The organism is Pelosinus fermentans JBW45 (assembly GCF_000271665.2).
Lineage (GTDB): Bacteria > Bacillota > Negativicutes > DSM-13327 > DSM-13327 > Pelosinus > Pelosinus baikalensis.
The window spans coordinates 666,161-692,430 of sequence record NZ_CP010978.1; the positions used below are offsets into that span (position 1 = coordinate 666,161).

The 26,270-nt window shown below is 41.9% G+C and carries 26 protein-coding genes; 21 read left to right on the forward strand and 5 right to left on the reverse strand.

What is annotated here, in order from left to right:
* The first annotated feature begins 96 nt into the window (after positions 1-96).
* From JBW_RS02620 to pth, 4 genes are all read left to right on the forward strand, one after another.
* Positions 97-1,044: a ribose-phosphate diphosphokinase gene (locus JBW_RS02620; RefSeq protein ID WP_007958798.1), complete on the forward strand. Its 948-nt coding sequence runs from the start codon at positions 97-99 to the stop codon at positions 1,042-1,044.
* A 304-nt stretch (positions 1,045-1,348) separates the two neighbouring features.
* On the forward strand, positions 1,349-2,011 hold the full coding sequence (locus tag JBW_RS02625) for a GNAT family N-acetyltransferase (RefSeq protein WP_235334125.1): 663 nt from the start codon (positions 1,349-1,351) through the stop codon (positions 2,009-2,011).
* Positions 2,004-2,831, forward strand: a complete 828-nt coding sequence (locus tag JBW_RS02630; protein ID WP_007958801.1) for a polysaccharide deacetylase family protein — start codon at positions 2,004-2,006, stop codon at positions 2,829-2,831. Before JBW_RS02625 ends, JBW_RS02630 begins: the two co-directional genes overlap by 8 nt.
* Complete coding sequence (gene pth / locus JBW_RS02635; RefSeq protein WP_007958802.1) at positions 2,828-3,385, forward strand: aminoacyl-tRNA hydrolase; 558 nt, start codon at positions 2,828-2,830, stop codon at positions 3,383-3,385. Before JBW_RS02630 ends, pth begins: the two co-directional genes overlap by 4 nt.
* A 137-nt stretch (positions 3,386-3,522) precedes the next feature.
* On the opposite strand, the gene JBW_RS02640 is transcribed toward pth, so the two are convergent.
* The 4 genes from JBW_RS02640 to JBW_RS02655 all read right to left on the reverse strand — a co-directional run bounded on the left by JBW_RS02640 (position 3,523) and on the right by JBW_RS02655 (position 7,175).
* A complete protein-coding gene (locus JBW_RS02640) occupies positions 3,523-4,887 on the reverse strand; it encodes a fructose-specific PTS transporter subunit EIIC (RefSeq protein WP_007958803.1) in 1,365 nt (454 codons plus the stop codon).
* Between the two features lie 103 nt (positions 4,888-4,990).
* Complete coding sequence (locus JBW_RS02645; RefSeq protein WP_007958804.1) at positions 4,991-5,437, reverse strand: PTS sugar transporter subunit IIA; 447 nt, start codon at positions 5,435-5,437, stop codon at positions 4,991-4,993.
* Positions 5,438-5,443: 6 nt separating this feature from the next.
* Entirely contained in the window at positions 5,444-6,391 is a 948-nt protein-coding gene (gene pfkB, locus JBW_RS02650) for a 1-phosphofructokinase (protein ID WP_007958805.1), read from the reverse strand.
* Entirely contained in the window at positions 6,384-7,175 is a 792-nt protein-coding gene (locus JBW_RS02655) for a DeoR/GlpR family DNA-binding transcription regulator (RefSeq protein ID WP_007958806.1), read from the reverse strand. The genes pfkB and JBW_RS02655 overlap by 8 nt, the downstream gene beginning before the upstream one ends.
* Positions 7,176-7,598: 423 nt before the next feature.
* Here JBW_RS02655 and rpmE point away from each other — a divergent pair, with 423 nt between their 5' ends.
* From rpmE to glyA, 10 genes are all read left to right on the forward strand, one after another.
* Positions 7,599-7,802: a 50S ribosomal protein L31 gene (gene rpmE / locus JBW_RS02660; RefSeq protein ID WP_007958807.1), complete on the forward strand. Its 204-nt coding sequence runs from the start codon at positions 7,599-7,601 to the stop codon at positions 7,800-7,802.
* Between the two features lie 81 nt (positions 7,803-7,883).
* Positions 7,884-8,750 (forward strand): DUF1385 domain-containing protein, encoded by an 867-nt coding sequence (locus JBW_RS02665; protein ID WP_007958808.1) that lies wholly within the window; start codon positions 7,884-7,886, stop codon positions 8,748-8,750.
* Between the two features lie 71 nt (positions 8,751-8,821).
* The gene (gene prfA / locus JBW_RS02670) at positions 8,822-9,889 is read left to right on the forward strand and encodes a peptide chain release factor 1 (protein ID WP_007958809.1); all 1,068 of its coding nucleotides are present in this window, start codon (positions 8,822-8,824) and stop codon (positions 9,887-9,889) included.
* 1 nt (position 9,890) lies between these two features.
* The gene (gene prmC / locus JBW_RS02675) at positions 9,891-10,757 is read left to right on the forward strand and encodes a peptide chain release factor N(5)-glutamine methyltransferase (protein WP_007958811.1); all 867 of its coding nucleotides are present in this window, start codon (positions 9,891-9,893) and stop codon (positions 10,755-10,757) included.
* A gap of 209 nt (positions 10,758-10,966) precedes the next feature.
* Positions 10,967-12,016, forward strand: coding sequence for an L-threonylcarbamoyladenylate synthase (locus JBW_RS02680; RefSeq protein WP_007958812.1), 1,050 nt, complete (start codon positions 10,967-10,969; stop codon positions 12,014-12,016).
* A gap of 51 nt (positions 12,017-12,067) precedes the next feature.
* The gene (locus JBW_RS02685; RefSeq protein ID WP_007958813.1) at positions 12,068-12,667 is read left to right on the forward strand and encodes a manganese efflux pump MntP family protein; all 600 of its coding nucleotides are present in this window, start codon (positions 12,068-12,070) and stop codon (positions 12,665-12,667) included.
* A 47-nt stretch (positions 12,668-12,714) separates the two neighbouring features.
* Positions 12,715-13,197, forward strand: a complete 483-nt coding sequence (locus JBW_RS02690; RefSeq protein WP_229536464.1) for a low molecular weight protein arginine phosphatase — start codon at positions 12,715-12,717, stop codon at positions 13,195-13,197.
* 75 nt (positions 13,198-13,272) lie between these two features.
* On the forward strand, positions 13,273-13,710 hold the full coding sequence (gene rpiB / locus JBW_RS02695; RefSeq protein ID WP_007958815.1) for a ribose 5-phosphate isomerase B: 438 nt from the start codon (positions 13,273-13,275) through the stop codon (positions 13,708-13,710).
* A gap of 20 nt (positions 13,711-13,730) precedes the next feature.
* A complete protein-coding gene (locus JBW_RS02700) occupies positions 13,731-14,279 on the forward strand; it encodes a TIGR01440 family protein (RefSeq protein WP_007958816.1) in 549 nt (182 codons plus the stop codon).
* Positions 14,280-14,297: 18 nt separating this feature from the next.
* Positions 14,298-15,533: a serine hydroxymethyltransferase gene (glyA, locus tag JBW_RS02705; RefSeq protein ID WP_007958817.1), complete on the forward strand. Its 1,236-nt coding sequence runs from the start codon at positions 14,298-14,300 to the stop codon at positions 15,531-15,533.
* Between the two features lie 231 nt (positions 15,534-15,764).
* Here the strand turns inward: glyA and JBW_RS02710 are convergent, their stop codons facing one another.
* Positions 15,765-16,631 carry a MurR/RpiR family transcriptional regulator gene (locus JBW_RS02710; RefSeq protein ID WP_007958818.1) on the reverse strand — a complete coding sequence of 289 codons (867 nt, stop codon included), beginning with the start codon at positions 16,629-16,631 and terminating at the stop codon, positions 15,765-15,767.
* A 784-nt stretch (positions 16,632-17,415) separates the two neighbouring features.
* Between JBW_RS02710 and JBW_RS02715 the strand changes: the two genes are divergently transcribed.
* From JBW_RS02715 to JBW_RS02745, 7 genes are all read left to right on the forward strand, one after another.
* A complete protein-coding gene (locus JBW_RS02715; protein WP_007958827.1) occupies positions 17,416-18,750 on the forward strand; it encodes a GntP family permease in 1,335 nt (444 codons plus the stop codon).
* Positions 18,751-18,929: 179 nt separating this feature from the next.
* On the forward strand, positions 18,930-20,024 hold the full coding sequence (locus JBW_RS02720) for a zinc-dependent dehydrogenase (RefSeq protein ID WP_007958828.1): 1,095 nt from the start codon (positions 18,930-18,932) through the stop codon (positions 20,022-20,024).
* Positions 20,025-20,123: 99 nt separating this feature from the next.
* Positions 20,124-21,641: an FGGY-family carbohydrate kinase gene (locus JBW_RS02725; RefSeq protein ID WP_007958829.1), complete on the forward strand. Its 1,518-nt coding sequence runs from the start codon at positions 20,124-20,126 to the stop codon at positions 21,639-21,641.
* Positions 21,642-22,673, forward strand: coding sequence for a 2-hydroxyacid dehydrogenase (locus JBW_RS02730; RefSeq protein ID WP_007958830.1), 1,032 nt, complete (start codon positions 21,642-21,644; stop codon positions 22,671-22,673).
* Between the two features lie 19 nt (positions 22,674-22,692).
* Entirely contained in the window at positions 22,693-23,511 is an 819-nt protein-coding gene (locus JBW_RS02735; protein ID WP_036681539.1) for a Cof-type HAD-IIB family hydrolase, read from the forward strand.
* 18 nt (positions 23,512-23,529) lie between these two features.
* Complete coding sequence (locus tag JBW_RS02740; protein ID WP_007958832.1) at positions 23,530-25,062, forward strand: gluconokinase; 1,533 nt, start codon at positions 23,530-23,532, stop codon at positions 25,060-25,062.
* Positions 25,063-25,102: 40 nt separating this feature from the next.
* Entirely contained in the window at positions 25,103-26,065 is a 963-nt protein-coding gene (locus tag JBW_RS02745; RefSeq protein ID WP_007958833.1) for a phosphoglycerate dehydrogenase, read from the forward strand.
* The last annotated feature ends 205 nt before the right edge of the window (positions 26,066-26,270 follow it).

A 26,270-nucleotide genomic window follows, 5' to 3' on the forward strand; every position in this document is an offset into this window, starting at 1 on the left:
AATAGGTAGCATTAGAGAATCGATAGTAGCCCTTTAATGCGTTTATGATAGATGTATTCTGTGACAAAAAGCATAATCAGGAGGTAACGTTTTACAATGGAAGATATGAAGAGATTGCGGATTTTTTCCGGTAATGCCAATCCAGGGTTGGCCAAGGAAATTGCTGACCATTTGGGTCTTACTATGGGGAATGCTTTTGTGGGGCATTTTAACAACGGAGAGACGCAAGTCATCATTGATGAGAGTGTGCGCGGTAAAGATGTATTTATCGTGCAACCTACTTGTAATCCTGTGAATGACAGCATGATGGAACTTTTAATTATGGTAGATGCTGCTAAACGGGCTTCCGCGCGTACAGTTACGGCGGTAATTCCTTATTATGCTTATGCGAGGCAAGATCGCAAAACTCGGGGACGTGAACCCATTTCTGCGAAACTCATTGCGGATTTATTGACGACCGCTGGAGTGAATCGTGTCTTGACAGTGGATTTGCATGCGGGGCAGATTCAGGGGTTCTTTGATATTCCTGTAGATCATATGCCTGGTGTGCCTTTATTAGCTGATTATGTTCGTTCTAAGAATTTAGATGATCTGATTGTTGTATCGCCGGATCTAGGTGGCGTTACACGTGCGAGACAATTAGCAGATCGACTGCATGCACCGATTGCAATTATTGAAAAGCGCCGCCCCATGCCTGGTGTAGCAGAAGTCATGAATTTGATTGGTAATGTAGAAGGAAGAACTGCTGTTATGATTGATGATATTGTAGATACGGCTGGATCCTTGACAGAGGGTGCTAATGCATTAGTCAAATTTGGTGCAAAGGAAGTCTATGCCTGTTGTACACATGGGGTTTTAAGTGATCCTGCTGTAGCTCGCATTGAAGCATCCACGATTAAAGAACTTGTAATTACCAATACGATTCCTTTACCTCCAGAAAAAGAAAATGCAAAAATAAGGGTATTATCGATTGCGCCTCTTTTGGGTGAGGCCATTCTTAGGATTTTTGGTGAACTTCCAGTAAGTAGAATGTTTGACGAATAATCCATATCGTAAAGAAACAGGGCGCATCATGCGTCCTGCTTTTTTAATCGATTGAAAAGTGGAAGTTTCTATAAGGAGCACGTTAACCGCAGAGAGCGCAGAGGACACAGAGGTTTTTAACCTTATCTATCTTTTCTCAGTGTTCTCTGCGCCTCTGCGGTTCGATTTTGGTTTTAAAAAGGGCACAAAGGCTTTTTTTATCTCTCAGTGTCCTTGTGGTTTAAGTAAGATATTCCAACCCGCGTTTCTTATGTTTTTTCTCTGTCTATCATATGATATAATTCCAGTAAGGTTGGTGATGATAATGGAAGAGTGGGGAGCAAATGGAGAAATAAGCATAGAGCAGGCTGGGGTCGCTGATATATCAGCTATTGCAGCCTTATTTACCGCAAGTTTTGATGAGAGTGTACGGCATCATTGCGGAGGAAAGTTGCCAAAACCACAGGCCATGCAGGATGTATTTACATTAGTATACCAGGCAGAACCCCAGGCTGCATTAGTGGCTCGCACTTTATCAGGAAAAGTGGTTGGTTACTGCTTCGCCCCCACACAATTATCGAATTTATGGTTCAGGGCATTATCAAGAGGGCATTTAATACTATGGGCGTGGCGCTGGCTAACGGGACAGTACGGTTTCGGCTTGCACCCTGTGAAGGTGATTGTCATGAATAAAATAGCCTTTCTCTCTTCTGCTGTAACTCCTATAAAAAGGGCCAATGCTCGGATTTTATCCATTGCTGTAGCACAGGAGGTTCGGGGGCAAGGGGTGGCTGGTAAGCTTTTAGACAAAGCAATTAAATATTTCTACCAAAAGAAGGCAACCCTCGTGCGTTTGGAAGTACGGCCTAATAATGTTGCTGCTCTTTCATTATATAAAAAATGGGGTTTTATCCCTGCTGGTTATACAGAAGATTCTCAGGGCAAGTGGTTGATTATGTTTAAAGAAATGGAGCGTCATCATGTTTGATCTAAATATACGATTGATTAATATGCTGGGACTACTAACCATAATCGTAATAGCTGGTTTAGTGCTAGATTATCGTAATGTTTTAAAGAAGCCTATGCGTATAGGAATGAGCTTAGCCATACTGGGGATTACGACGGGTATTTTTTTAACGTTGAGTGCTGTACTGCCAGAAAATCATGTGTTTGGCAGAGTGTTTTCTAATACTAAAACTACGCAGAAGGTGGTAGCCCTTACTTTTGATGATGGTCCGTACCCGCCATATACAGAGCAAGTACTAGATGTGCTAAAAGAATATCATGTACCTGCTACTTTCTTCGTTGTTGGGCAAAATGTTGATAAATATCCTGAACTGGTGAAGCGTATTGCTGATGAGGGACACCAGATTGGAAATCACACCTATCATCATATTGACTTATTAAAAGCCAATCGCAAGGTTATTGCAGAAGAAATCGATAATACAAATAAGGCGATTCTAGCAGCTGCAGGTATAAAACCGCACCTTATGAGACCGCCTCATGGCTTTCGTGATCCTGTAGTTATGGAGATGATGGCAGAACGTAACTTGAAGGTTGTGGAGTGGTCTGTTATGAGTCGTGATTGGACCAATCCGGGAGTGGATGTTATTGTGGAACGTACTGTAAAGAAAGTAAAAAATGGTTCCATTATTCTTCTGCATGACGGAGATGGTATAACGTCTCAGGCTTCTCGTATACAAAGTGTAGAAGCGGCGCGACGTATTATTCAAATTCTGTCGGAACAAGGGTATACCTTTGTAACTGTAGATGAAATCCTGGAAAAAACGGAGGACGGGAAAGGGTGAAAATCGTAGTAGGCCTTGGTAATCCAGGGCAACAATATAGCGCAACTCGCCATAATATAGGTTTTATGGTTGTTGATGAATTGGCTCAGCGCTTAGGTATTGATAGATGGAGAAATCAAAAAGAGGCATTGGTTGCTGAATATAAAGGAAATGACACCATATTACTGGTTAAGCCTCAGACATATATGAATTTAAGCGGCGTGGCCGTGGGAGAACTGGCTCGTTGGTATAAGGTTCCGGTAGAAGACATTATTATTATTTTTGATGATATGGATTTGCCTACAGGTCGCTTGCGTTTGCGAATGAAAGGGGGTTCAGGAGGGCATCGGGGCATTGAGTCTTTATTAACACATTTAAGTAAGGATTCTTTTCCCCGCGTTCGTGTAGGTATCGGTCGTCCTCCTGCAGGATGGCAGGTAGTGGACTATGTTCTGAGTTCATTTACTGCTGAAGAAAAGTCCTTATTAAAAGCAGCCATTGAAAAGGCTGCTGATGCAACGGAGAGTATCCTTGAACAAGGCATGAATAAGGCTATGAATTTGCATAATAAATGATCAGTAAACAAGGCTGCATCGTTACCTATAAGCTGATAAGTGAACAATATAAGTAATTATGAACCACAAAGACACAATGCCGCTACTGCGGCATTGTGTCTTTGTGTCCAAAAAAACTTGAATATAAATTATTAGTTTTATTTAGCAGGACTCTTTTTTAAGAGGATAATCAGAAGAGCCGTGATAATCGTTCCAATGGCAATGGCAGCAACATACATACCAAGATTACTTACGGCGTTTGGAATTAAGAGGACAAAAATGCCACCGTGAGGTGCGCGTAAAGCACAATTAAACAGCATGGATAATGCTCCTGTAATTGCAGAACCAGCTACAATTGCGGGAATAACCCGGAAGGGATCTGCTGCAGCAAAGGGAATCGCACCTTCTGTGATAAATGATATGCCCATAACAGAGGCTGCTTTGCCAGCTTCTTGTTCTTCTAGCGTAAACTTGTTTTTAGCCAGAACGGTAGCTAAAGCCAAACCTAAAGGAGGTGTCATGCCAGCAGCCATAATGGCAGCCATTGGTTCAAAGACGCTGCTGCTTAATAAAGCCACGCCAAAGGCATAAGCAGCTTTATTGATAGGACCACCCATATCAAAGGCCATCATTCCACCGAGGATAAGCCCCAGGAATCCTGCATTGGCAGAAGTCATGCCTTTTAATGTTTGTGTCATGAGATCCATAATGGCTTTGACAGGTGTGCCGATTACATAAACCATTAAAAGTCCGACCAGTAGAGTAGAGAAGAAAGGAATAATAAGCACGGGTTTTAAACCTTCTAAGCTTTTGGGAAGTTTTACATAATTTCGAATCCATAAAGCAATATAACCAGCGCAAAAACCGGCGATAATGCCACCAAGGAATCCAGAGCCGATTTGGGTCGCCAGCATGCCCCCGACAAGACCGGGAACCAGGCCAGGACGGTCGGCGATGGAGTGGGCAATGAAACCTGCTAATAATGGCACCATGAGGGCAAAGGCAGCACCACCGCCAATATCCATTAACGCTGCAGCTAGTGTCCCTTTTTCTTTAAAAGCCTCAATACCGAAGATGAAAGATAAAGCAATAATTAAACCGCCAGCGGATACGAGGGGAATCATATAAGAAACGCCAGTCATAAGATGCTTGTATAGACCATTTTGCTTAGCCTTCGCGGGTGCTTTTGGTTCTGTAATTTTCTCATCTGGGTTGCTTAGTTTTTTTGCGTTAATTGCGTTTTCAATGAGCCCTTTCGGATTTTTAATGGCTTCTTGTACAGGAGCGTTGATAATAGGTAATCCTGCGAATTGTTCTTTGTCAACTTGGGTATCTGCTGCAATAATAAGCGCATGAGCTTCTTTGACGTCTTGTGGGGTAATTTCATTTTCTACACCCACAGAGCCTCTTGTTTCTACCTTAATTTCGATTCCCATGGCTTTTGCAGCCATCTGCAGGGATTCCGCCGCCATATAGGTATGGGCAATACCTGTTGGGCATGATGTAATGGCTAATAATTTCATGATACAATCCTCCTCTGTTCATAATATTAGGGAAAATAAGGAGTTTATAACGGAGCTATGTCCTGGTGGAAAAACTCCGCTATAAACCAGATTCTTGTTTGGTCTAGTCTTTGAAGGCCGCTAATATTTCTTCGTAAGTGGTGGCGGATAATAAACGGTCTCTGATTTCCTGATGCATGAGTTTTCTAGAGATATACGATAATACTTTCAGGTGGACATCATTGGATTCAGCAGGGACGGCAATTAGGAAAAAGATGTGGGCTAGGCTGCCATCGAGTGCTTCATAATCAATTCCCGCTTTTGAGATGCCTAGTGTTAAAGCAGCCTCTTTAACACTGCTGTCTTTAGCATGAGGAATTGCAATTCCCATACCGATTCCAGTAGAAAATTCCTTCTCGCGACGGAGCACAGCTTCTGTATATTTGTCTTTATCTGAAAGCTTGCCATCTTGATTCAGAACGTCAATAAGTTCATTGATGACGTCCAATTTGTTATTGGATGTTAAATGGAATTTAACTCTTGAGGCTGATAATAATTCTTGTATATTCATAATTGATTACCTCCACTCTTCTATTTCTATTTTATTGATCAATTTATTTACGTCTGATAAAGAGGCTGCTTGCGTGCCGGGAAGTATCACGGATGCACTGGCAGCAGCGGATGCTAAACGAATGCTGTCGGCTAGAGATAAGCTGCGTGCTTGCCCTACGCTAAAGCCTGCAACAAAAGCATCACCAGCTCCTACAGTACTGCTGACAGGGACCGCAGGGGCTTTAGCTCTTAGGATCTGCTGACAATCACCAACTAAAGAACCTTTTTCTCCTAGGGAAATTGCTACTTGAGAGATTCCCTGACGGAGTAGTTGTTTTACGGCTCCTAATATATCTTTATCAGATTCCATAGGTGCCTGCATGAGTTGGCTTAATTCCGGCAGATTAGGTTTGACTGCGAAAGGTTTGGCAGCAATACCTGCAGATAAGGCAGGGCCGCTGGTATCTAATATAACGTTACAATCATATTGATGCAGCATTTCGATGAAGGTTGCATAGATATCTGTGGGGACTGTTAGTGGCAGGCTGCCGGAAAGCACAAACCATTTATGGTTGACAGCCAGCTTGCGCAGAATGTCTTGGAGGTTTTTCAAGTCGGCTGCTGTTGGGATCATGCCGGGGAAATTTAGTTCACTTACCACATCCGTTGTAGTATCAACGATTTTAATGTTTTCGCGATTTTCACCGGATGTTTCCACGAAGCGGTCAACAATGCCTTTTTGTTTAAAATAGTCTTGGAAAGTATAAGCATTTTTCTTTCCAAGAAATCCTGTTACAACTACAGGATGTCCAAGGGCAGTTATAACCTTTGCTACATTAATGCCTTTGCCCCCAGGATCCGTACGCTCCGTATCCACTCGGTTTACTTTTCCTAATGTAAAGCTAGGCAGATGCAAGGTGCGGTCAAGTGCTGGGTTTAAGGTAACAGTCACAATGGGGAGCGTATTATTCAATGGGATTCACCTCCTTTATTAAATTGGTGCTTTCAGGGATGATAACCTGAGTATAATTTCGCAGACTTTCTAAGGTATCTTTATTAATGTTGTTATCGGTGATGATTGCAGATAATTCATCTAAATTGCAAATTTTAGAAAATGTTCTTTTTTCAAATTTAGAATGATCTGCTACTAATATAATAGATTGACTGGCCGCTATCATCGCTCTTTTGGTTTCTGCTTCCGCAAGATGTTTGGTTGTGACTCCTAAAGTACAGTCGATCCCATTGGCGGCAAGAAACACTTTGTCAAAGGAAAAGAGCTTGAGCATGGAATTGGTGAGCGGACCAATGAGAGAATTAATGGACTTTCGCCAAGTACCGCCTAATAACAGTACCTCGATATCCGGTTCCTCAGCAAAAACAGAAGCCACATCCATACTATTTGTTGCAACCGTTAATTTTTTTCCGCATAATGCTCGGGCAATTTCTCGAGTGGTTGTACCAGCATCTAATAAAATTGTTTCACCATCATGTACCATGTTAGCGGCTAAAGCAGCGATAGCTCTCTTTTCCTCTAAGAAATATACTTCCCGGTCATGAAAACTAAGCTCTGATCCTAACTGGGAAGAAACAGCACCTCCATGGGTTCGTTGGACAAAACCTGAGTTTTCAAGTTCTTGTAAGTCGCGGCGTATGGTAGCTTCCGATACAGCGAATAATGAGCTAAGGTTAATTACTTTAACAGGTTGCCCGTATTTGATCATTTGTATAATTTTATTGCGTCTTTCTTCGGCAAACATATACGCACCTCTCTAAATAAACTGTATTTTCAGTAATGTTCGATTGATTTCATTATAAAAGTAACATTGCAAAAAGTCAATCATAAATAAACTAAAACAATCACAAACGAATATTATTTTATAATTTATAAACGAATATGAGATTTTATGAACCACAAAGGCGCAGTGCCGCTGCCCGCGGCCTTTGTGTCCTTTGCGTCTTTGTAGTTCAAATTATATATTTCTTCGTATTCTTTCCAACTTTGCGGTTAAAATGTTTAATTTTTATTAGTCTCACAGCGTATTTTCTAAATGAACAGAAATTAGAAGTGGTTTGGAAAATATTTAAAGTGATTAACAGAAAAACAATATTGCTTAGGAGAAATTGGTGTGCTATAATAATGTGGTAAAAGCTACAAGGTGCTTTAAAGTGAGGTGCAATAAATGAAAGATAAAATTCATCCAAATTATGGTGAATCAAAAGTAATGTGTGGTTGTGGCAACACTTTTGTAACTGGTTCTATCAAAAAAGAACTGCGTATCGATGTTTGCTCAAAATGCCATCCGTTCTTTACTGGTCAGCAACGTAATATCACTGCTGGTGGACGTATTGAGAAATTCAATAAACGTTACGGTCAACAGGCCTAAAAACGGAGTAGCAGAGCAGAAATGCTCTGCTACATTTATATCTGTCATCTGCATGTAAACAATAATACAAGGAGGGATACCATGAAACCGAAAGTTAGTATTGGTGGGCAAGCTGTCATTGAAGGTGTAATGATGCGCGGACCTGGTATAATCGCTACTGCGGTCAGAGAACCATCAGGTGAAATTATTGTAAAACAGGAAGCTTTTACACCTGTTAGTGATCGGTATCCCATTTTTAAAAAACCGATGCTGCGGGGCGTTGTTGCATTGGTTGAATCATTGGTGCAGGGTCTTAAGGCTTTATCTTTTTCTGCTCAGGCAGCTGGGGATGAAGGGGATGAATTATCAAATAAGGAAATTGCCGTTACTATGATGTTTTCTTTGGGATTGGCCATTGTTTTATTTGTAATTATTCCAACGTATGCAGCTAAATATATTCATAGTGCGATAACGGATCCTCGTTTATTAAATCTAATGGAAGGTGTGCTGCGCTTAGCCATCTTTTTAGTGTATATAATTGGGATATCCAGGATGAAGGATATTCGCCGAGTGTTTGAATATCATGGTGCGGAACATAAAACGATCCATGCATACGAGGCAGGGGTACCATTGGATGTAGAGCATGTTAGAACCTATACTACGTTACATCCTCGTTGCGGTACGAACTTTTTATTTATCGTAATGATCGTAAGTATTGTTATGTTCGCTTTTTTAGGTTGGCCTGATTTGTGGATTCGGATTGTATCCCGTATTATATTGATGCCTCTTGTGGCAGGCCTTGCCTATGAGATTATTCGTTTTGCAGGAAAGAGTGAAGCCGCTTGGGTGGGGATTGCTATTATGCCAGGTTTATTGCTGCAAAAGTTAACAACTAGAGAACCTAGCGATGATCAATTAGAAGTCGCGATAAAAGCATTGGAAGCAGCTCGTCCCATAGAAGAAATGTAATGAATATTTTCTCTCTGCGCCTTCGTGGTTTTAATTTTATATAAAATAAAAGTTTTTAGAGGAGAATGACCATGCTGGATAAATTGCAGGCCATTGAAGATAGACAGCTTGAATTGGAGAATTTAATTAGTGACCCTTCCGTTATTGCCAACATGGCAGAGTGGCAAAAACATACGAAAGCCCATTCTAAATTGCTTCCTATCGTGGCGAAATTTCGGGAATACAAAGAGGTTCAGCAAGGTATTGCCGATACCCTTGAAATGCTGAATGATAAGCTGGACAGTGATTTTCGTCAAATGGTTACGGCAGAATTGTCAGACTTAAAAGCACAGAATGAAGTATTGAGTGAAGAATTACGTATTTTATTGTTGCCTAAAGATCCAAATGATGAAAAGAGTGTAATTGTGGAAATTCGTGGTGGCGCTGGCGGCGATGAGGCGGCTTTATTTGCTGGTGATTTATTTCGCATGTATACTCGGTACGCAGAAACCCAAGGATGGCGCACGGAGTTATTAGATGCCAATGCTCCTGATTTAGGTGGTTTTAAAGAAGTTGTTTTTACCATTGATGGTGATGGTGCTTATAGTCGTTTGAAATTCGAAAGTGGCGTGCATCGTGTACAACGCGTTCCTACCACAGAATCAGGCGGGCGTATTCATACTTCTACGGTAACCGTGGCTGTATTGCCGGAAGCGGAAGAAGTAGATGTAGTAATTAATCAAAATGATTTACGAATTGATACCTACTGTGCCAGCGGCGCAGGTGGTCAGCATGTTAATAAAACGGAATCTGCAGTACGGATTGTGCATTTGCCTACAGGCATTGTTGTACAGTGTCAAGATGAGAAATCCCAGCTGAAAAATAAGGACAAGGCTATGCGGGTGCTGCGCGCTAAGGTATTAGAAAAAGCAGAAGAAGAACATCGGGCTGAACTGGCTGAAACGCGGAAAAGTCAGGTGGGAACAGGAGACCGTAGTGAACGCATTCGTACCTATAATTTCCCCCAAGGCAGGGTAACGGATCATCGTATTGGATTAACTTTGCACAAACTGGATTTTGTCCTAAATGGTGATATTGATGAAATCATTAATGCTTTGATAGCGACAGATCAAAGTCAGCGCATGCAGCAAGGTGAATAACATGGCAAATAAGAAAGAAGTTTGGACCGTACAGGCAATTTTAAATTGGACTCGGCAGTACTTTTTGGATAAAGGTGTGGAAAATCCGCGTCTTGATGCGGAAGTACTGCTTTCCCATATCCTAGAGAAAGAAAGATTGTATTTATATGTACATTTTGATCAGCCTTTAGAGGATAAAGAGCTGGCTGCATTTCGCGCAGCTGTGAAACAAAGGGCTGCACGTTTGCCGGTCGCCTATATTATTGGAAGTAAGGAATTCATGGGGTTAGACTTTGAAGTTACGCCTGCAGTGTTGATTCCGAGGCCTGATACGGAAATTTTAGTGGAGGCTGCGATAAGCCGTCTTGCGCTAGTGGAAGAACCTTGTATTTTAGATCTTGGCACAGGAAGTGGTGCCATTTGTATTAGTATATTGAAGAACTTGCCAGCAGCGAGAGGGACAACTGTAGATATTTCTCCAGAGGCTTTGATTGTGGCTAAAAGAAATGCTGCAAAGCATCAAATAGAGCAACGGCTGACTTTTTATCAGGGAAATCTATTTATTCCGGTTAAGGATCAAAAATTTACAGCGATTTTATCAAATCCACCTTATATCCCCAAAGGAGATATCCCGGGACTTACTCCTGAGGTGCAGCAAGAACCTAATTTGGCCTTGGCAGGCGGTGAAGATGGTTTGGATTTTTATCGCCGCATTGTACAAGAAGGCAGGAACTACCTAGCGGACAATGGTTTCATTGCTATGGAGGTTGGCATTGGTCAAGCTCGGCTAGTTGCTGACATGGCAGAAAAAACAGGCTATTATAAGGTCAGTGACATCATAAAAGACTACGGCGGAATCGAGCGTGTTGTGGTGCTGGAAGGACTGTGAAGAGCAATGAACTGGGACAAGATTGGAGGGCGTATGCTCTTGGAGAAGAGCCAGGAAAGAATGATTGAACCGCAGAGACACAGAGCACGCAGAGGGGTATTTTTTACCCTATCTATCTTTTCTCTGTGTTCTCTGCGACTCTGTGGTTCAAAAAATACGCTAACGCTTTCTTAATTTAAATGTTTTATTTCATAAAGGTAGGGATTATTATGCATACTGAATATTTTGTAGTGGATAAAGATCATCCGGATCAAGGAGTGCTAAGGCAGGCAGCGGAACTCTTAAAACAAGGCAAGTTGGTAGCTTTTCCGACAGAAACCGTTTATGGGTTAGGTGCAAATGGTCTGGATGAAAAGGCAGTAGCCAATATTTATGTAGCAAAGGGAAGACCTTCAGATAATCCTTTAATCTTACATATATCTCACATAGAAGAACTGAAACAGCTTGCTGCCCATATTCCTAATAATGCGAAAGTTTTGATGAATGCGTATTGGCCAGGCCCTCTTACCATTGTATTTCGAAGAGCTGCAATTGTGCCGGATATTGTTACTGGAGGGTTAGAGACTGTAGGGATTCGTCTGCCTGATTCTATTGTTGCTCGTGAGCTGATCGCTTTGGCGGGTACGCCGGTTGCCGCGCCTAGTGCAAACACTTCAGGAAGGCCGAGTCCAACTAATGCTCAAGCTGTATTAGTTGATCTGGAGGGTAAAATTGATGCTGTAGTGGATGCTGGCAATTGTCAGATTGGAGTGGAGTCAACGGTTATCGATTGCACAACGCCAGTGCCCACCTTGCTAAGGCCGGGAGGAATCACTTTGGAAATGCTGATGGAGACATTAGGGGAAGTGGAAATGGACCCGATTCTTAGCGGGAGTTTTGAACTTGCCCCTCGCTCACCGGGGATGAAATATACTCATTACGCTCCTGATGCACCAATGGTGTTAGTGGAAGGTGAATACCCTCAAGTGCTAGAATTGCTTTTAAAGGAAGTTGCGGCAGCATTGGCAGAAGGGAAAAGGGTGGGCGCCTTAATTTCTGCACAGACAGCTGACAAATTGCCTATAGGCACCATACCTTTTGTATATGGCATGCGGGAGAATGTAGAAGAGATAGCTGCTAATTTGTATCTGGCTCTACGCAGTTATGATGATCATTCTGTGGATGTGATTTTTGCAGAGGGTATTTCCGAAGAGGGATTAGGATTGGCAGTCATGAATCGCCTGCGAAAGGCTAGTGGCTATCGGATCATCAAAGGGTAACATATCCACTATATCCCCCACATATATATTATAAAATGGAGGTGGGGGTTGATGACGAGTTTAGAATTATTGATGTTAAGTGCAGCCCTGGGTACAGATTTATTCTCAGTGGCTGTTCCTATTGGCATGAATCCTATGAGGCGTAAGATTATCTTTCGTGCAGCAGTTGTCTTTGCTTTATTTCATATTGTTCTCATATTGACAGGTTATTATATTGGTAATTTTCTGGGGTCAGTGGTAGAACGATTCGGCAGCTACCATAGTGAATATCCTCTGTTGGTTATGGAAAATTGGGCCAGCATTTTAGGAGCATTGATTTTAATTGGTTTGGGTATATATATGATTAAAGAAAACCTATTTGCTGTTGAATCAAATCAGAATAAAGCTCATCCTTTGCAAGGCATTTCCTTGTTGGTGCTGGCAACTAGCGTAAGCATTGATGCCTTAGCCGCAGGATTTAGTATGGGGATGATGGATGTTGATTTGGTCAGGTTAAGTTTTATTTTGGGAAGCGTTATCTTTTTAATTGCCTTGTTTGGGCTGAGTTTAGGACGTAAAGTAGGACGTTATATAGGTGGCAAGGCGGAGTGTATCGGAGGGTTTGTACTCGCTTTATTAGGGATGCACATTCTATGGACGATGCTGCATTGATAATAAAATAGCTTGGGTAGGAGTGCGGTAATATAGCAGAAAGGCAGTTGGAAATTAAAATGCTGCAGATATTAATTATTTGTACGGGTAATACTTGTCGAAGCCCTATGGCAGAGGTATTGCTAAAAGACAAAATAGAAAAATGCAATGTTGCGGAGCAGATTGCTGTGGCGTCTGCTGGTATCGCCGCATGGAATGAGGGACGGGCATCAAAGGGAGCGCAATGTGTCATGAAACAGCGGGGAATTGATATCTTAGGTCACCGCTCTCGTCGTCTGTCAAGAGAAGATATTGTAAGGGCAGATTTGTTGCTGACCATGACGACCAGTCATAAAGAAGCAGTGCTTTCCATCATGCCTGAGGCATGGAATAAGGTATTTACATTGGCTGAGTTTGCTGGTGAAAAGAAAGATATTTCTGATCCTTACGGTGGAGATACTGCTATTTATGAGGCCTGTGCCGTTGAAATAGAAAAGATTCTGGAAAAGTCCTGGGGAAGAATCCTGGAACTTGCAGGAAAAATGAGTTGAGTATAGAAAAAATGACGAAGAGAGTGTTTGACAGAATCGATACTCTGCATGCAAAAAAAATCTGGAGGTTTATACATGTTGGTAGCAATTGGTAGTGATCATGGTGGTTTTCTGCTGAAGGAAGAGATTAAAAAATTATTAGCAGAAGAAAACATTGCATTCGAAGATTTTGGAACTCATTCCATAGCGTCAGTTGATTATCCTGATATTGCAAAAAAAGTGGGAGAAGCTGTAGCTGCTGGTCAATATACTAGAGGTATTTTGATTTGTGGTACAGGCATTGGCATCAGCATTGCGGCAAATAAAATAAAAGGAATTCGGGCGGCTCTTTGTCATGATGTTTTTTCAGCTAAAATGACTAGAGAACACAATGATGCGAATGTATTAGCAATGGGAGAGAGAGTCATTGGACCAGGATTGGCACGTATGATTGTTTCAACTTGGCTTGCTACGGATTTTGTCGGTGGTCGTCATGGTGATCGAGTCGCAAAAATTTCTCAGTTAGAATCATAATGATCCTTAGGGGGAAAGACATGAGCAGCGAAATAGAGGAAATACGAAGCCAGACTATGGAAGCCGCTGCAGAGTTGCTGCAAATAGCAGGAACTGCTTCAGGGCAGCTATTGATCGTTGGTTGTAGTACGAGCGAGGTAATGGGCGCACGAATTGGTTCATCGGGGTCTTCCGATGTGGCCCAAGCTATTTTAAGCGGCCTAATGACTGTTTGTGAAAAATTTGATGTACATTTAGCAGTGCAGTGCTGTGAACATTTAAATAGGGCATTGGTGGTGCAAAGGTGCGTTGCCGAAGCATATCGGTTAGAGCCTGTAATGGTCATGCCTGTTCCCAAAGCGGGAGGCGCATTAGCAGCTATGGCTATGAGTTCTTTTGACTGTCCGGTGGTAGTAGAGCATATTCAGGCCCATGTTGGTTTAGATATTGGCAATACTTTGATTGGTATGCACTTAAAAGCAGTAGCTGTACCAGTGCGTTTGCAGCGAAAGAATATTGGAAAAGCATTCTTGACCGCAGCTCTCACTCGTCCAAAACTGATTGGTGGTGCGCGGTCTGTTTACAAATAAAAATATGGGGGAAATAAAATGAGTGTACTTGCTAATTTTGATCCAGAGATTGCTAAAGCTATTCAATTGGAAGGACAGCGTCAGGAAAACAAGCTGGAATTGATTGCTTCTGAGAATTTTGTCAGTAAAGCAGTCATGGAAGCTCAAGGATCCGTCTTGACGAATAAATATGCTGAAGGATATCCAGGAAAACGTTATTATGGTGGCTGTGAGCATGTAGATGTGGTAGAACAGCTGGCAATTGACAGAGTGAAAGAACTTTTTGGTGTAGAACATGCAAATGTACAGCCTCATTCCGGTGCTCAAGCCAATACCGCAGTATATTTTGCGTTTCTGCAGCCAGGTGACACCATTCTGGGCATGAATCTAGCTCATGGCGGACATTTGACTCATGGCAGTCCTGTGAACATCTCAGGCAAATGGTTCAATATTGTACCTTATGGTGTAGATGCGCAAACTCATTTAATTAATTATGATGAAGTGGCAGAACTTGCTGCAAAGCACCGTCCCAAAATGATTGTTGCAGGTGCCAGCGCTTATTCCCGGATTATTGATTTTGAACGTATCGGCAAGATTGCTCGTGATGTAGGGGCCATGTTAATGGTGGACATGGCTCATATTGCTGGCTTGGTAGCGGCAGGGCTGCATCCGACTCCTGTAGGACATGCTGATATTATTACAACAACGACTCATAAAACCTTACGCGGGCCTCGCGGCGGCGTTATTATGTGCCGCAGTGAATTGGCTGCTAAAGTTGATAAAGCTATATTCCCGGGAATTCAGGGCGGACCTTTGATGCATGTCATTGCAGCAAAAGCTGTTGCTTTTAAAGAGGCTTTATCAGAAGAATTTAAAGTGTATCAGCAGCAAATTGTTAAAAATGCAGCGACACTAGCAGAGGGGTTAAAAATGGCAGGGTTTACCTTAGTCTCAGGTGGTACCGATAATCATTTATTGCTAGTCGATTTACGTCCCCAGAGCATGACTGGCAAAGAGGCCGAGAAAATACTAGATGAAGTAGGCGTTACTGTAAATAAAAATGCGATTCCTTATGATCCAGCCAGTCCTTTTATTACAAGTGGCATTCGGATTGGTACAGCAGCACTTACGACTCGCGGTATGAAAGAAGCTGATATGGAGATCGTGGCTGATATTATTGCCATGGTGCTGAATCATCCTACAGATGATGCTGTGAAAGCAAAAGCAGTGAAGCTAATCAGCGAACTGTGTAAGAAACATCCCCTGTACGCTTAAGATGGACAAGCAAAGGTAAGTTTTATAGAACAATTATATAATGTTATTAAAAACCGAGGTTATATGAAAATATAATCTCGGTTTTTTAATAAGCATAGAAAGTATAAGCTTTTAGGTGCGGAAAAGATGAGATTTTATGAACCACAAAGGCACAATGCCGCTAATAAAAACCCTTTGTGTCCTTTGCGCCTTTGTGGTTCAAAACGGCTATGTTTTAAGTGGGCACTTTTCTTATAAACGAGTTTTAGCAATGGATTGACGAATCTTTTGCATATTGTGTGTAATTCGATCGGGTTGTCTTAACATGGCTCCAACATAAAGCACGTCAATGATTGCTAAATGAATTAAACGTGAGGACATTGCCTCGGATCGATAATTAATTTCTTTCGCCATACCGTTTAAAGTGATATTTGATATCTGGCTAAGGGGAGATCGGATGTGACTTGTGATACCGATAATCGTTGCGCCATTTTCTTTTGCAATTTTTACAGACTCCAGAACGCTTTGATTAGAGCCAGTATGAGATATGGCTATTACGACATCACCAGGATGCAAGAGTGAAGCAGAAATCGCTTGCATGTCCTGGTCAGCATAAGCTCTGACAGAAATGCCAAAACGTGAAAAGCGATGTTCCACATCGGCAGCGATGGGTGCTGAACCTCCTGTGCCGTAGACCTCAATGCGACGAGCCGCCAAGATTGCAGTGATTGCGTTTGATAAAGATTCTGCATGAATGATTTTTAGGGTGTCGTGCAACGCCTCGTTGATATTTTGAAAAACTTTGCTGGCGACTTCGTCAATAGGATCGTCTGCATTGACTTCGTTGTATATGGATTCAAAGGGTTCGTATAAGTCGCTTGCTAAGGCTATTTTAAGACTTTGAAAACCTGGAAATCCTAATTTATTTTTGCAGAATCGTGAAATGGTAGCCTCGGCGCTTCCTGTAATTTCAGCCAGTTCGGTGATTGTCATATGAATGACTTCGGATGGATTGGAAATGATGTATTCTGCTAATTTTCGCTCTGTTTTAGTTAAGGATTGAAACATATTATGTATGAGTGCTAAGCACACGTTAGGTTTAGGCTCTCGTGTAGTCATATTTATCTCCTTATGAACCGTACTTTGTAAATGAAAATATTATATTGATCAAGGTATTTGCGAACTCAGAAGAACTCTTTGTGTAGCAAGGTTGTTTTACTATTGTGCAGATGAAAAAAATACATTAAATGTAAAGTCAACCGTTGACAATGTAAGTATAACAAATGACAGGGAAGTATAACAAGAATTCTTTATTGAAAATGAAAATAATATCAAAAAAAACATAGAGTTTTATCCTTTAAGGTCGTATTTATCGTGTTTTAAAAAGTGAAAATAATTTTACAAAATGCAAATAAAATCAAAAAAGATACATAAATATGAATAATAGAAGTTGAAAACAACAAGTGCTATTCAAAAAAAGTTTTTCTCTAATGCGGAAGATATTAAGAACAGCGACTTGTGTATTAATAAATATAGTTAAGATCTTCACCATGATAACACTGAAGAACTAAAATGAAAATAATTACGAATTGTATAAAAATATTGAAAATTGCATTTAAAGTTATTGATTTTATTCTTTGCAAATTGTATAATACAGATGAAAATAATTTTTAAAACATAATAATGATTGAAAATAATTTGCAAAAATGATTAAATAAGCCTGTTCAATTATTTTTGCAGATATTCATAAGAATCGCTCCTCGTTTTTAAAACGGAGTTAAACAAAATAGAAAGGCGGTGGGAAGGGGTTAAATGACAGAATTTTCTTTGTTTAAGACAAGGAGGGATGAGGTTAGTCCCACGAAGGGAACAAAGCTAGTAGGATAAAAGAGGAGGAATATTAATGTTAATCGGAGTTGCTATTGCGGCTGTTCTTTTGCTCTTGCTTATGATTACTTATTTTAAAATTAATCCTTTTGTAACCTTAATGATTGTGTCGGTATTCTTAGGAGTGGCAGCGGGGATGCCCTTTGACAAAGTCCTTGCCTCCATTCAAGCGGGGTTAGGTAATACCCTTGGTTTTATTGCAATTGTTTTAGGACTTGGCACCATGTTGGGAAAAATGTTAGAAGAGTCTGGTGGTGCAGAAAGAATTGCCAAAACCTTGATTAACTTGTTTGGATTAAAAAAAGTTCACTGGGCAATGATGATTGTTGCCTTTATTGTTGGGATTCCTGTTTTTTTTCAGGTCGGTGTTGTACTTTTAATTCCTCTTGTATTTACGATTGCAAAGGAAACTGGAATTTCTTTGCTGAAAGTTGGCCTTCCTTTGGTTGCGGGGTTATCCATTGTTCATGGTTTGGTTCCCCCTCACCCTGCAGCTATGGCAGCTGTAGATATATTTAAAGCAGATGTTGGCAAAACAATACTATATAGTCTTATTGTTGGTTTGCCTGCAGCAGCTCTTGCCGGTCCCTTATTTGCCAGTTTTATTTCAAAACGCATGCGGGTGGTTGGGGTACCTGAAGGCTTTTCTGACCAGATTAAAGCAGGTCGGGAGGATCATGAAATGCCGGGATTCGGCATTACAGTTTTCACGATATTACTGCCCGTTATATTAATGCTATTTGCAACAATTGCTGATTTGACAATGGATCGTACGTCTCAGATGTTTGCGATTTTGAAATTCATCGGCAGCCCATTTATGGCCCTCTTAATTGCATTATTGTTTGCTTTTTATAGCTTTGGTTTTAGTCGTAATTTTAACTTGACGCAAATCGGTAAGTTCTGCGATCAATCGCTTCCAGCGATGGCCAGCATTTTAATGGTTATCGGCGGTGGCGGTGCATTTAATAAGGTATTATTAGATAGTGGTATTGGTAATGAAATCGCTAAGATGGCCTCCACGATGGGGTTAAGCCCGATTATGTTAGCTTGGACGATTGCAGCTATGATTCGTGTTGCTACAGGTTCCTCTACGGTTTCGATGATGACTGCAGCTGGTATCGTAGCACCTCTTGTTGCAAATTCGGCAGGCGTGTCCAAAGAAATTATCGTGCTGGCTGTGGGATCAGGAGCGCTGGTTCTTTCTCATGTGAATGATGCCGGGTTTTGGATTGTAAAGGAATACTTCGGTATGTCCGTTACTGAAACATTAAAAACATGGACAGTTCTGGAGACGATTCTTTCTGTATCTTCATTGATATTTATATTGCTTCTATCTAAGGTAGTTGCATAGAACATAAAGGTGTATGGACGTCCAGGTGTACATTAACTACAGCTGGACGTCCAACTATGGTGGAGAGATCGAATATAAGTTTTAAAATAGATTCACTTATCATTAACGCTCATAAAGAGTAATTTCGGTTCGATTTTATCAACTGTTGATTATTCTTATAAGACAAAGGAGGAAGTAGTATGAAAGCAGCGATATATCAAGGCATTGGAAAAATGACAGTTGAGGAGATTGAAACACCTCAGGTTCAGCCAGGAACTGTTTTGATTAAAGTAAAGGCTTGTGCAATTTGCGGCGGGGATTTAAGAACCTTTCGTCATGGCCATGCGGCGATTAAACCGCCGATTGTTTTAGGGCATGAAATAGCAGGAGAAATTGTAGAGGTAGCATCCGATGTTACTGCATATTCGGTAGGTGATCGAGTCATCGTTGCACCAGGGATTGGGTGCGGAACGTGCTCCTATTGTTCATCTGGCTGGCAAAATATGTGTTATACACGCAAAACCATAGCCCATCATTATAATGGTGGCTTTGCTGAATATGTGCTTGTTCCAGCAGGTGGTGTCCGGGTTGGTAATATCAATCGTATTCCCGATGAGGTTACCTATTTGGAAGCGTCTCTTGCTGAGCCGCTGGCTTGCGTATTGAATGCTCAAGAAGTAATGAATATTGGTTTGGGTGATTCAGTGGCGGTGATCGGAGCAGGACCAATCGGCATTATGCATGCTGAGGCGGCCAGGGCAAGAGGAGCAGGCAAGATCTTTTTAATTAACCGGAGTCCCAGACGTTTGGAAGAAGCAAAGTCATTTGGCTTTGATGGATATATTGACCTGAGTTCCCAAGATGGGGCGAAGGCTGTGATGGAGCTGACAGGTGGCTTGGGAGCGAATGTAGTGATCGTCACGGCAGGTACACCGGAAGCTCAAGTTTTAGGTATTAATATGGCTAGCAAAATGGGCAAAGTTTGTTTGTTTGCAGGATTGCCTAAAGATCAGCCTGCGATTACAATCGATGCTAATTATGTACATTATCGGCAAATTGCTATTTATGGTGCATTTTCATCAGCGCCTCGGCATAATGCACTAGCCTTAGAGTTGATTCGTAATGGTAAGGTATCAGCTAAGAAAATTTTGACTCATTTAGTGACATTGGATGAGATCTGCCAGGGGATGGATCTGGTTACTAATCGGGCAGGGCTGCGTGTGTCGGTAACTCCATTCCTAGATGAACTTAAGGATGAGATTGACCAGCATTCTGGGATCATCGTTATAAAATAAATGTATAGCATCCAGTAAGACAAATGCATTATTAGTCTGCCATGTGTAACCTTTACTTCAACGGATGTACAAAGAGATAAGAAGCAGGAGGGGAAGGAATTGGCTTGTTTAATCGGCATAGATATAGGAACTACGAATTGTAAAGCGGCAGCCTATACAGAAGATGGTATGTTTAAAGCAGTGGCTAGTCGTCCAACTGTGACTCACTATTTAGAAAATAATTGGGCTGAATTTGATCCTGGACAAATTTGGGATGCTGTGCAAGACCTATTACGCGATATCACCCGTCAATTGGGAGGGGAGAAAATTGATGGCATTGCAGTAGCTAGTATGGGGGCTGCTGGTGTTCTGCTTAATGAGAATGATGAATGGATACATCGTTCAATTGCTTGGTTTGATACCCGGACGGAAGGAATTGCTGCCGAGTGGCGCGAGGATTTTGGCAGTGAAGAAGTATTCAGCATTAGTGGTTTTGTACCGAATCCGATGGCAGGTATTACAAAAGTGCAATGGATTCGAAAGCAAAAGCCAGAATTGTTTAAAGGTGTGAAGCGATGGGTTTCCATGCAGGATTACATCGTGTACCGGCTTACTGGCGAGGCAGTAGTCGATTTATCCGTAGCTTGCCGGACGATGGCAGTTGATCTAAAGGAGCGCTGCTGGTCTGATAAGATTCTGGATCATGCACAGATCCCACGAGAAATATGTTCGACCATAAAACGTTCGGGAGAATTGGCCGGAACTGTAACAAGTCATTCAGCTGGTTTAACAGGCGTTGAGGCGGGAACTCCTGTTTTTGCTGGTGGGATGGACTATGTATGTGGCGCTTTTGCTTGTGGCTTGACGCAAAGCGGTCAAGTGTTAAGTGCCATAGGGACCAGTGAGCAGGTTCTTATGGTTGTTGATGAACCAGCTAATGATGTAAAGCATATTGATACCAACTTTACTTGTGTAAATTATGTTGTGGATGATAAGTATTATATCGCAGGTCAAGTCATTTCATCGGGTGTGATTTTAGATTGGTTTCGCACTGAAATGACCAAGGAGGATTTGACTACCTTGCTCGATGAGGCAGAAAAGTCGCCATTGGGAGCAAAGGGAGCAATATTATTGCCTCATTTCCGTGGGAAATATGCACCAGGAGCGGATCCCTTATCTAAGGGAGCACTCATTGGATTGACTACTTCTCATACAAGAGGCGATTTGGCAAGAGCGATCATAGAAGGACTCTGCTATGAATCTACAATGATTATAGAAGGAATACAAAAGATAGTAGATTATGAGATTGAGACTGTGAATGTAGTAGGGGGAGCAACAAAGTCACCTTTTTGGATGCAGATCAAAGCAGATATCTTAGGGAAACCTGTTGTTTGTTTAAATGTGCCTGAGGCTGTTACACTTGGTGCAGCAATGCTGGCTGGACTTGGTGCTGGGATATACAAAGATCCCGAAGATGCTGTACGACAAACAAGGCGTGATGATACGGTTTATCTTCCAGACCCAGTGAGGCATGAAGCATATCGTACCATGTTTGAAAATGTATATGAAAACGTTTATCCTGCGCTTCAAGGGATACATCACAAAATCGATGCTCTAATTAAGAAGGAGGAGAAATAAATGAAATTTTTAGTGGTAGGAGATCCAATGCTGACAGCAGATACGCTGGAAAAAGCAGTACGTGATGTCTTCGGCGAAGAAGTGGTTGTAAAAGGGGTAGATTGGAAACCAGAAAGTGAGGAAGAATTTTGGTTCTTACGCAGCCAGGTTGAAAAATTTGGTCCTAGTGCCGGAAAACCTCCAGTGGAATTAATCGAAGCAGGCAAAGATGCCGATGTGATTATTACTCATCATACCCCATTGAATAAAGAGCTGATTGAGCAAAGCAGTGCATCTTATGTTGGAGTATGTCGTGCTGGCACCGAAAATGCAGATGTTAATGCTGCAACAGCAAAAGGCACTAAAGTAATGAAAACCATGGGGCGGAATGCAGAGGCTGTATCCGATTTTACGATTGCACTGTTGCTGTCGGAGCTGCGCAATTTGGCAAGGGGCCATGCTGCATTGATGCAGGGAGACTGGAAAAAGAAATATGCTAATTCTGGATTTATGGGTGATGTGCGTGAAAAAACGATCGGTTTAGTAGGCTTGGGTTATATTGGGCGTCTGGTTGCCCACAAATTGGCAAACTTTAATGTTCGCGTTCTGGCATATGATCCATATATCAAGGCGGAAGCGGTGCAAGGATCGGGAGTGGAATTAGTTTCACTAGAAGAACTATGCAAGCAATCTGATTTCATTAGTATCCATGCCAGACTTAGTAAAGATACGGCAGGTCTGATTGGCAAAGAAGCGCTTTCATGGATGAAACCAACGGCGTATTTGATTAATACTGCACGAGCAGGTTTGATTAATGAGAAGGCATTAATAGAAGCGTTGCAGAATAGGCAAATTGGCGGAGCGGCCCTGGATGTTTTTTGGACAGAACCAATAGCAAAAGACCATCCCCTGTTAACTATGGAGAATGTCACTTTGACCCCTCATTTGGCTGGTGCGACGAATGATACATTTGCTCAAACACCGTATTTATTATTGCGCGAATTGAAACGTGTTTTAGATAACAAAGAAACTTCCAGTTGGATTGTAAATTAATTTGTAGAGAGGTAGCTTTATGATGTATCCTCCTGTTCGACTGATTGCTCTTGATTTGGATGGAACGTTATTAGATGAAGAGAAAAAGATTCCCGATCAGGCTGTACAAATGATTGCCAAGGCCAAAGAGAAAGGAATCATTGTTACGCTGGCATCGGCAAGACCTTTTTGTTCTATGCTGCCTTATGCCCGCCAATTGCAGTTAGATACACCGCTGATTTCTCTGAGTGGTTCCTATGTGACAGATGAAAGAGAAGAAAGAATATGGCTAAAAAGACCGATGAATTTGCTGAAGTTTAGAGAAATGGTTCGCATTTTTGAAGAAGAAAATTATTATGTCAAAGTATATTTAGAGAATCAGCTTATTGTTCAGCAAGCCACCAAAGAAACTGTCAATTATTCTCGAATCTTTGGGGTGCCTTATACGGTCCTAGGTCCAAAGAAATTAAGAACATTGGAGAAGGCACCTTTGCGCATTGCATTATTTGATGATTCTATACGGATTCGAAATGCGCAGCAAATTTTAAAAACGTGGTCAGATGATTTTGCTGTGATTCGGGATACCGATCATGGTTTAGAAATTGTAGAACCGACTGTCAGCAAAGGAGCGGCTTTGAAAATAATCTGCTGCGGTTTGGGGATTCCTATGGAAAATGTGATGGCAATTGGAAATGAAGGCAGTGATATTTCAATGATTCGAGAAGCGGGTATTGGAATCGCTATGGGCAATGCCTGTGAGGAATTAAAGCAGTGCGCTGATGATGTAACAAAAACAAATGAAGAATGTGGTGTAGGATATGCAATACAAAAATTTGTTTTTAAAGAATCATTAAAATAGTGAGTAAGGATGATGAAGATGAAACCTTCTGTATGGATCGGTATCGATATAGGGACAACGGGAGTAAGAGCCGTGGCGTATCAAGCCGATGGGCAGTCTCTTTGTGCTGCTTCTCAGGACTATCCGCTGTATACTCCTCATCCCGGCTGGGCTGAGCAAGATCCTAATGAAATCATTGGTGCAATGGAAAGTGTCATCAGCGATGTAGTAACCTCGTTAACCCAATCTGGACGCAAGGCGGAAGGGGTTTCCATCAGTTCCGTATTTCACAGTTTTCTCGCCTATGATAAAGAGGGAGAGCCGACTACAACGCTAATGACTTGGGCAGACAACCGCAGCCAGGAAATTGTGCGAGAGATGAAAAGGATAGATACCGATTTCCTGTCTATATACCGTCGTACAGGATGTCCGCTTCATCCCATGTACCCTATGGCTAAGATTGCTTGGCTTCGCAAAGAACGTCCTGAGATATTCAATCGCTCATCGTATTTTGGCTCGATCAAAGATTATGCCTTTCGAATATTGACTGGGCAATGGGTGGTAGATCGTTCGATTGCCAGCGGTTCCGGTTTGTATAATCTATTCAGCCTAGAGTGGGATCGGGAGTTGCTAATATATCTGTCTATTTCGGAAGAGGCACTGCCGAATGTTGTATCGACAACATACAGCCAGCCCTTAAGAGGTGAGATGGCTCGCCGGACGGGTTTGCAGCCGGGAATTCCTGTAGTGATTGGTGCTGGTGACGGCGTATTGGTAAATGTAGGCATCGGTGCGGTAAGACCTGGGGATATGAGTGCTACGATTGGCACAAGCGGTGCAGTCCGTATGCTGACAGATAAACCGTGTACAGACGAAAAAGGACGGACTTGGTGTTACAATCTTACGGATACCGTATGGGTTGCAGGCGGAGCCATTAATAATGGTGGAATTGCACTGCGCTGGATGCGGGATCATTTTAGTGAGACAGAACAAAGAGTGGCAGAAAAACTTGGCATCGATTCCTATGAATTGATGTCTAGCTATGCAAAAAAAATAGCGCCGGGCTCAGAAGGGCTCATTATGCTTCCCTTTTTTACCGGTGAGCGAGCTCCAAACTGGAATGCGGACGCCAGAGGCGTACTGTTCGGTCTTACCCTGCAGCATGATAAACGACATATGATTCGCGCCACCATGGAAGGGGTATGTTATCGGATGAACAGTATTCTGCTTGCCCTGCAGGAAGTGACGGGACCAGCTCGTGAAATTAGGGTAAGCGGCAGCTTTATCAGGTCAGAATTATGGCTGCAGATTTTAGCTGACACGTTGAATCAGGAAATAAATGTCCCAAATGTAAACGAAGGGGCAGCTTTTGGTGCCGCGGTATTAGGCTTCGTTTCTGCGGGAATTTTGAAGGATATATCTTCTACGGCTGATTTTGTAACAATTGAAAAAACCTACAAGCCGGGAGCGCCAGCAATTAAGTGTTACCAAGAACTATATGATATTTATAACCGTATATACTGGAATCTGCAGCAGGAATTCACGGATATTGCTGCGTTTGGTAAAAAATGATACATCTAAGATAGCCAATAATTGCTAGGGGGCATAGAGTATGGCAAAGGTATTAATTACGGCCCGTTCAGTTGCTGCTAATAAAGAAGGCAAGGCAATACTAGAAAATGCAGGGCATGAAATTATCACTCATGTTAGTGATGGTGTTAAGTCAGAGGCTGAGATGATTCGCATTATTTCCGGTATGGATGCGATTATTGCCGGTCTAGATGAAATTACTGACAAGGTTATTGAAGCAGGAGCGCCTGGATTAAAAATAATAGCCAGAAATGGTGTGGGATATAACAAAGTAGATGTAAAAGCTGCTGCAAAGCTAGGTATCCCTGTTACCCTTGCACCAGGAACTAATACCATATCGGTTTGCGAATTAGTATTCGGCTTGATGTTGTCTCTAGCAAGAGCAATACCAGGGCAGGATGCCCAAGTTCGTCAAGGCAGTTGGAAACGTAACTTAGGTTGTGAATTATATGGAAAAGTATTAGGAGTGCTGGGTACAGGGAATATTGGCAGCGAAGTGATAAAAAGAGCACATGCTTTTGGCATGGAAATTATAGCTTTTGATGTTTGGCAGAAACCTGAGTTATGCCAGAATTATTATGTGAGATATCTTTCCTTAGAAGAAGTAGTAGAAAAAGCTGACTTTTTAACAATGCATTTACCCGTTACCCCTGATACAAAGTGCCTTATTAATGAGCGTACTTTGACAAGCATGAAAAAGTCTGCTTTTATCATCAATACGGCTAGGGGTGAACTGGTAGATGAGAAAGACCTTTATATCGCATTGAAAACAGGAATGATAGCTGGCTATGGTGCGGACACTTTGACTCATGAACCGCCGGCACCGGATCATCCGCTGCTTACACTGTCTAATGTAGTGTTAACTCCTCATTGTGGAGCATACACGGAAGATGCAGTTACGCGGTGCAGTGTTACCGCCGCCCAAGAAGTTGTGCGTGTTCTAAGTCATCAGCCTCCGATGTATCCAGTCGCTGGAAAAGCATAAAGGGATTCCTGATTTCCTCTATGTTTTCTTATAAATAGGGGAGTATAGGTTTTATAAAAAAATAGAATGTATATAACATTATGAAAAAACAATGAACCGCGAAGGCGCGAAGAAATGCAAAGAACACGAAGAAAACATGTTGATTCTTCGTGTTCTTTATACTCTTCCCATCTTCGCGGTTCAAATGTTTTACCTTATCCTATCT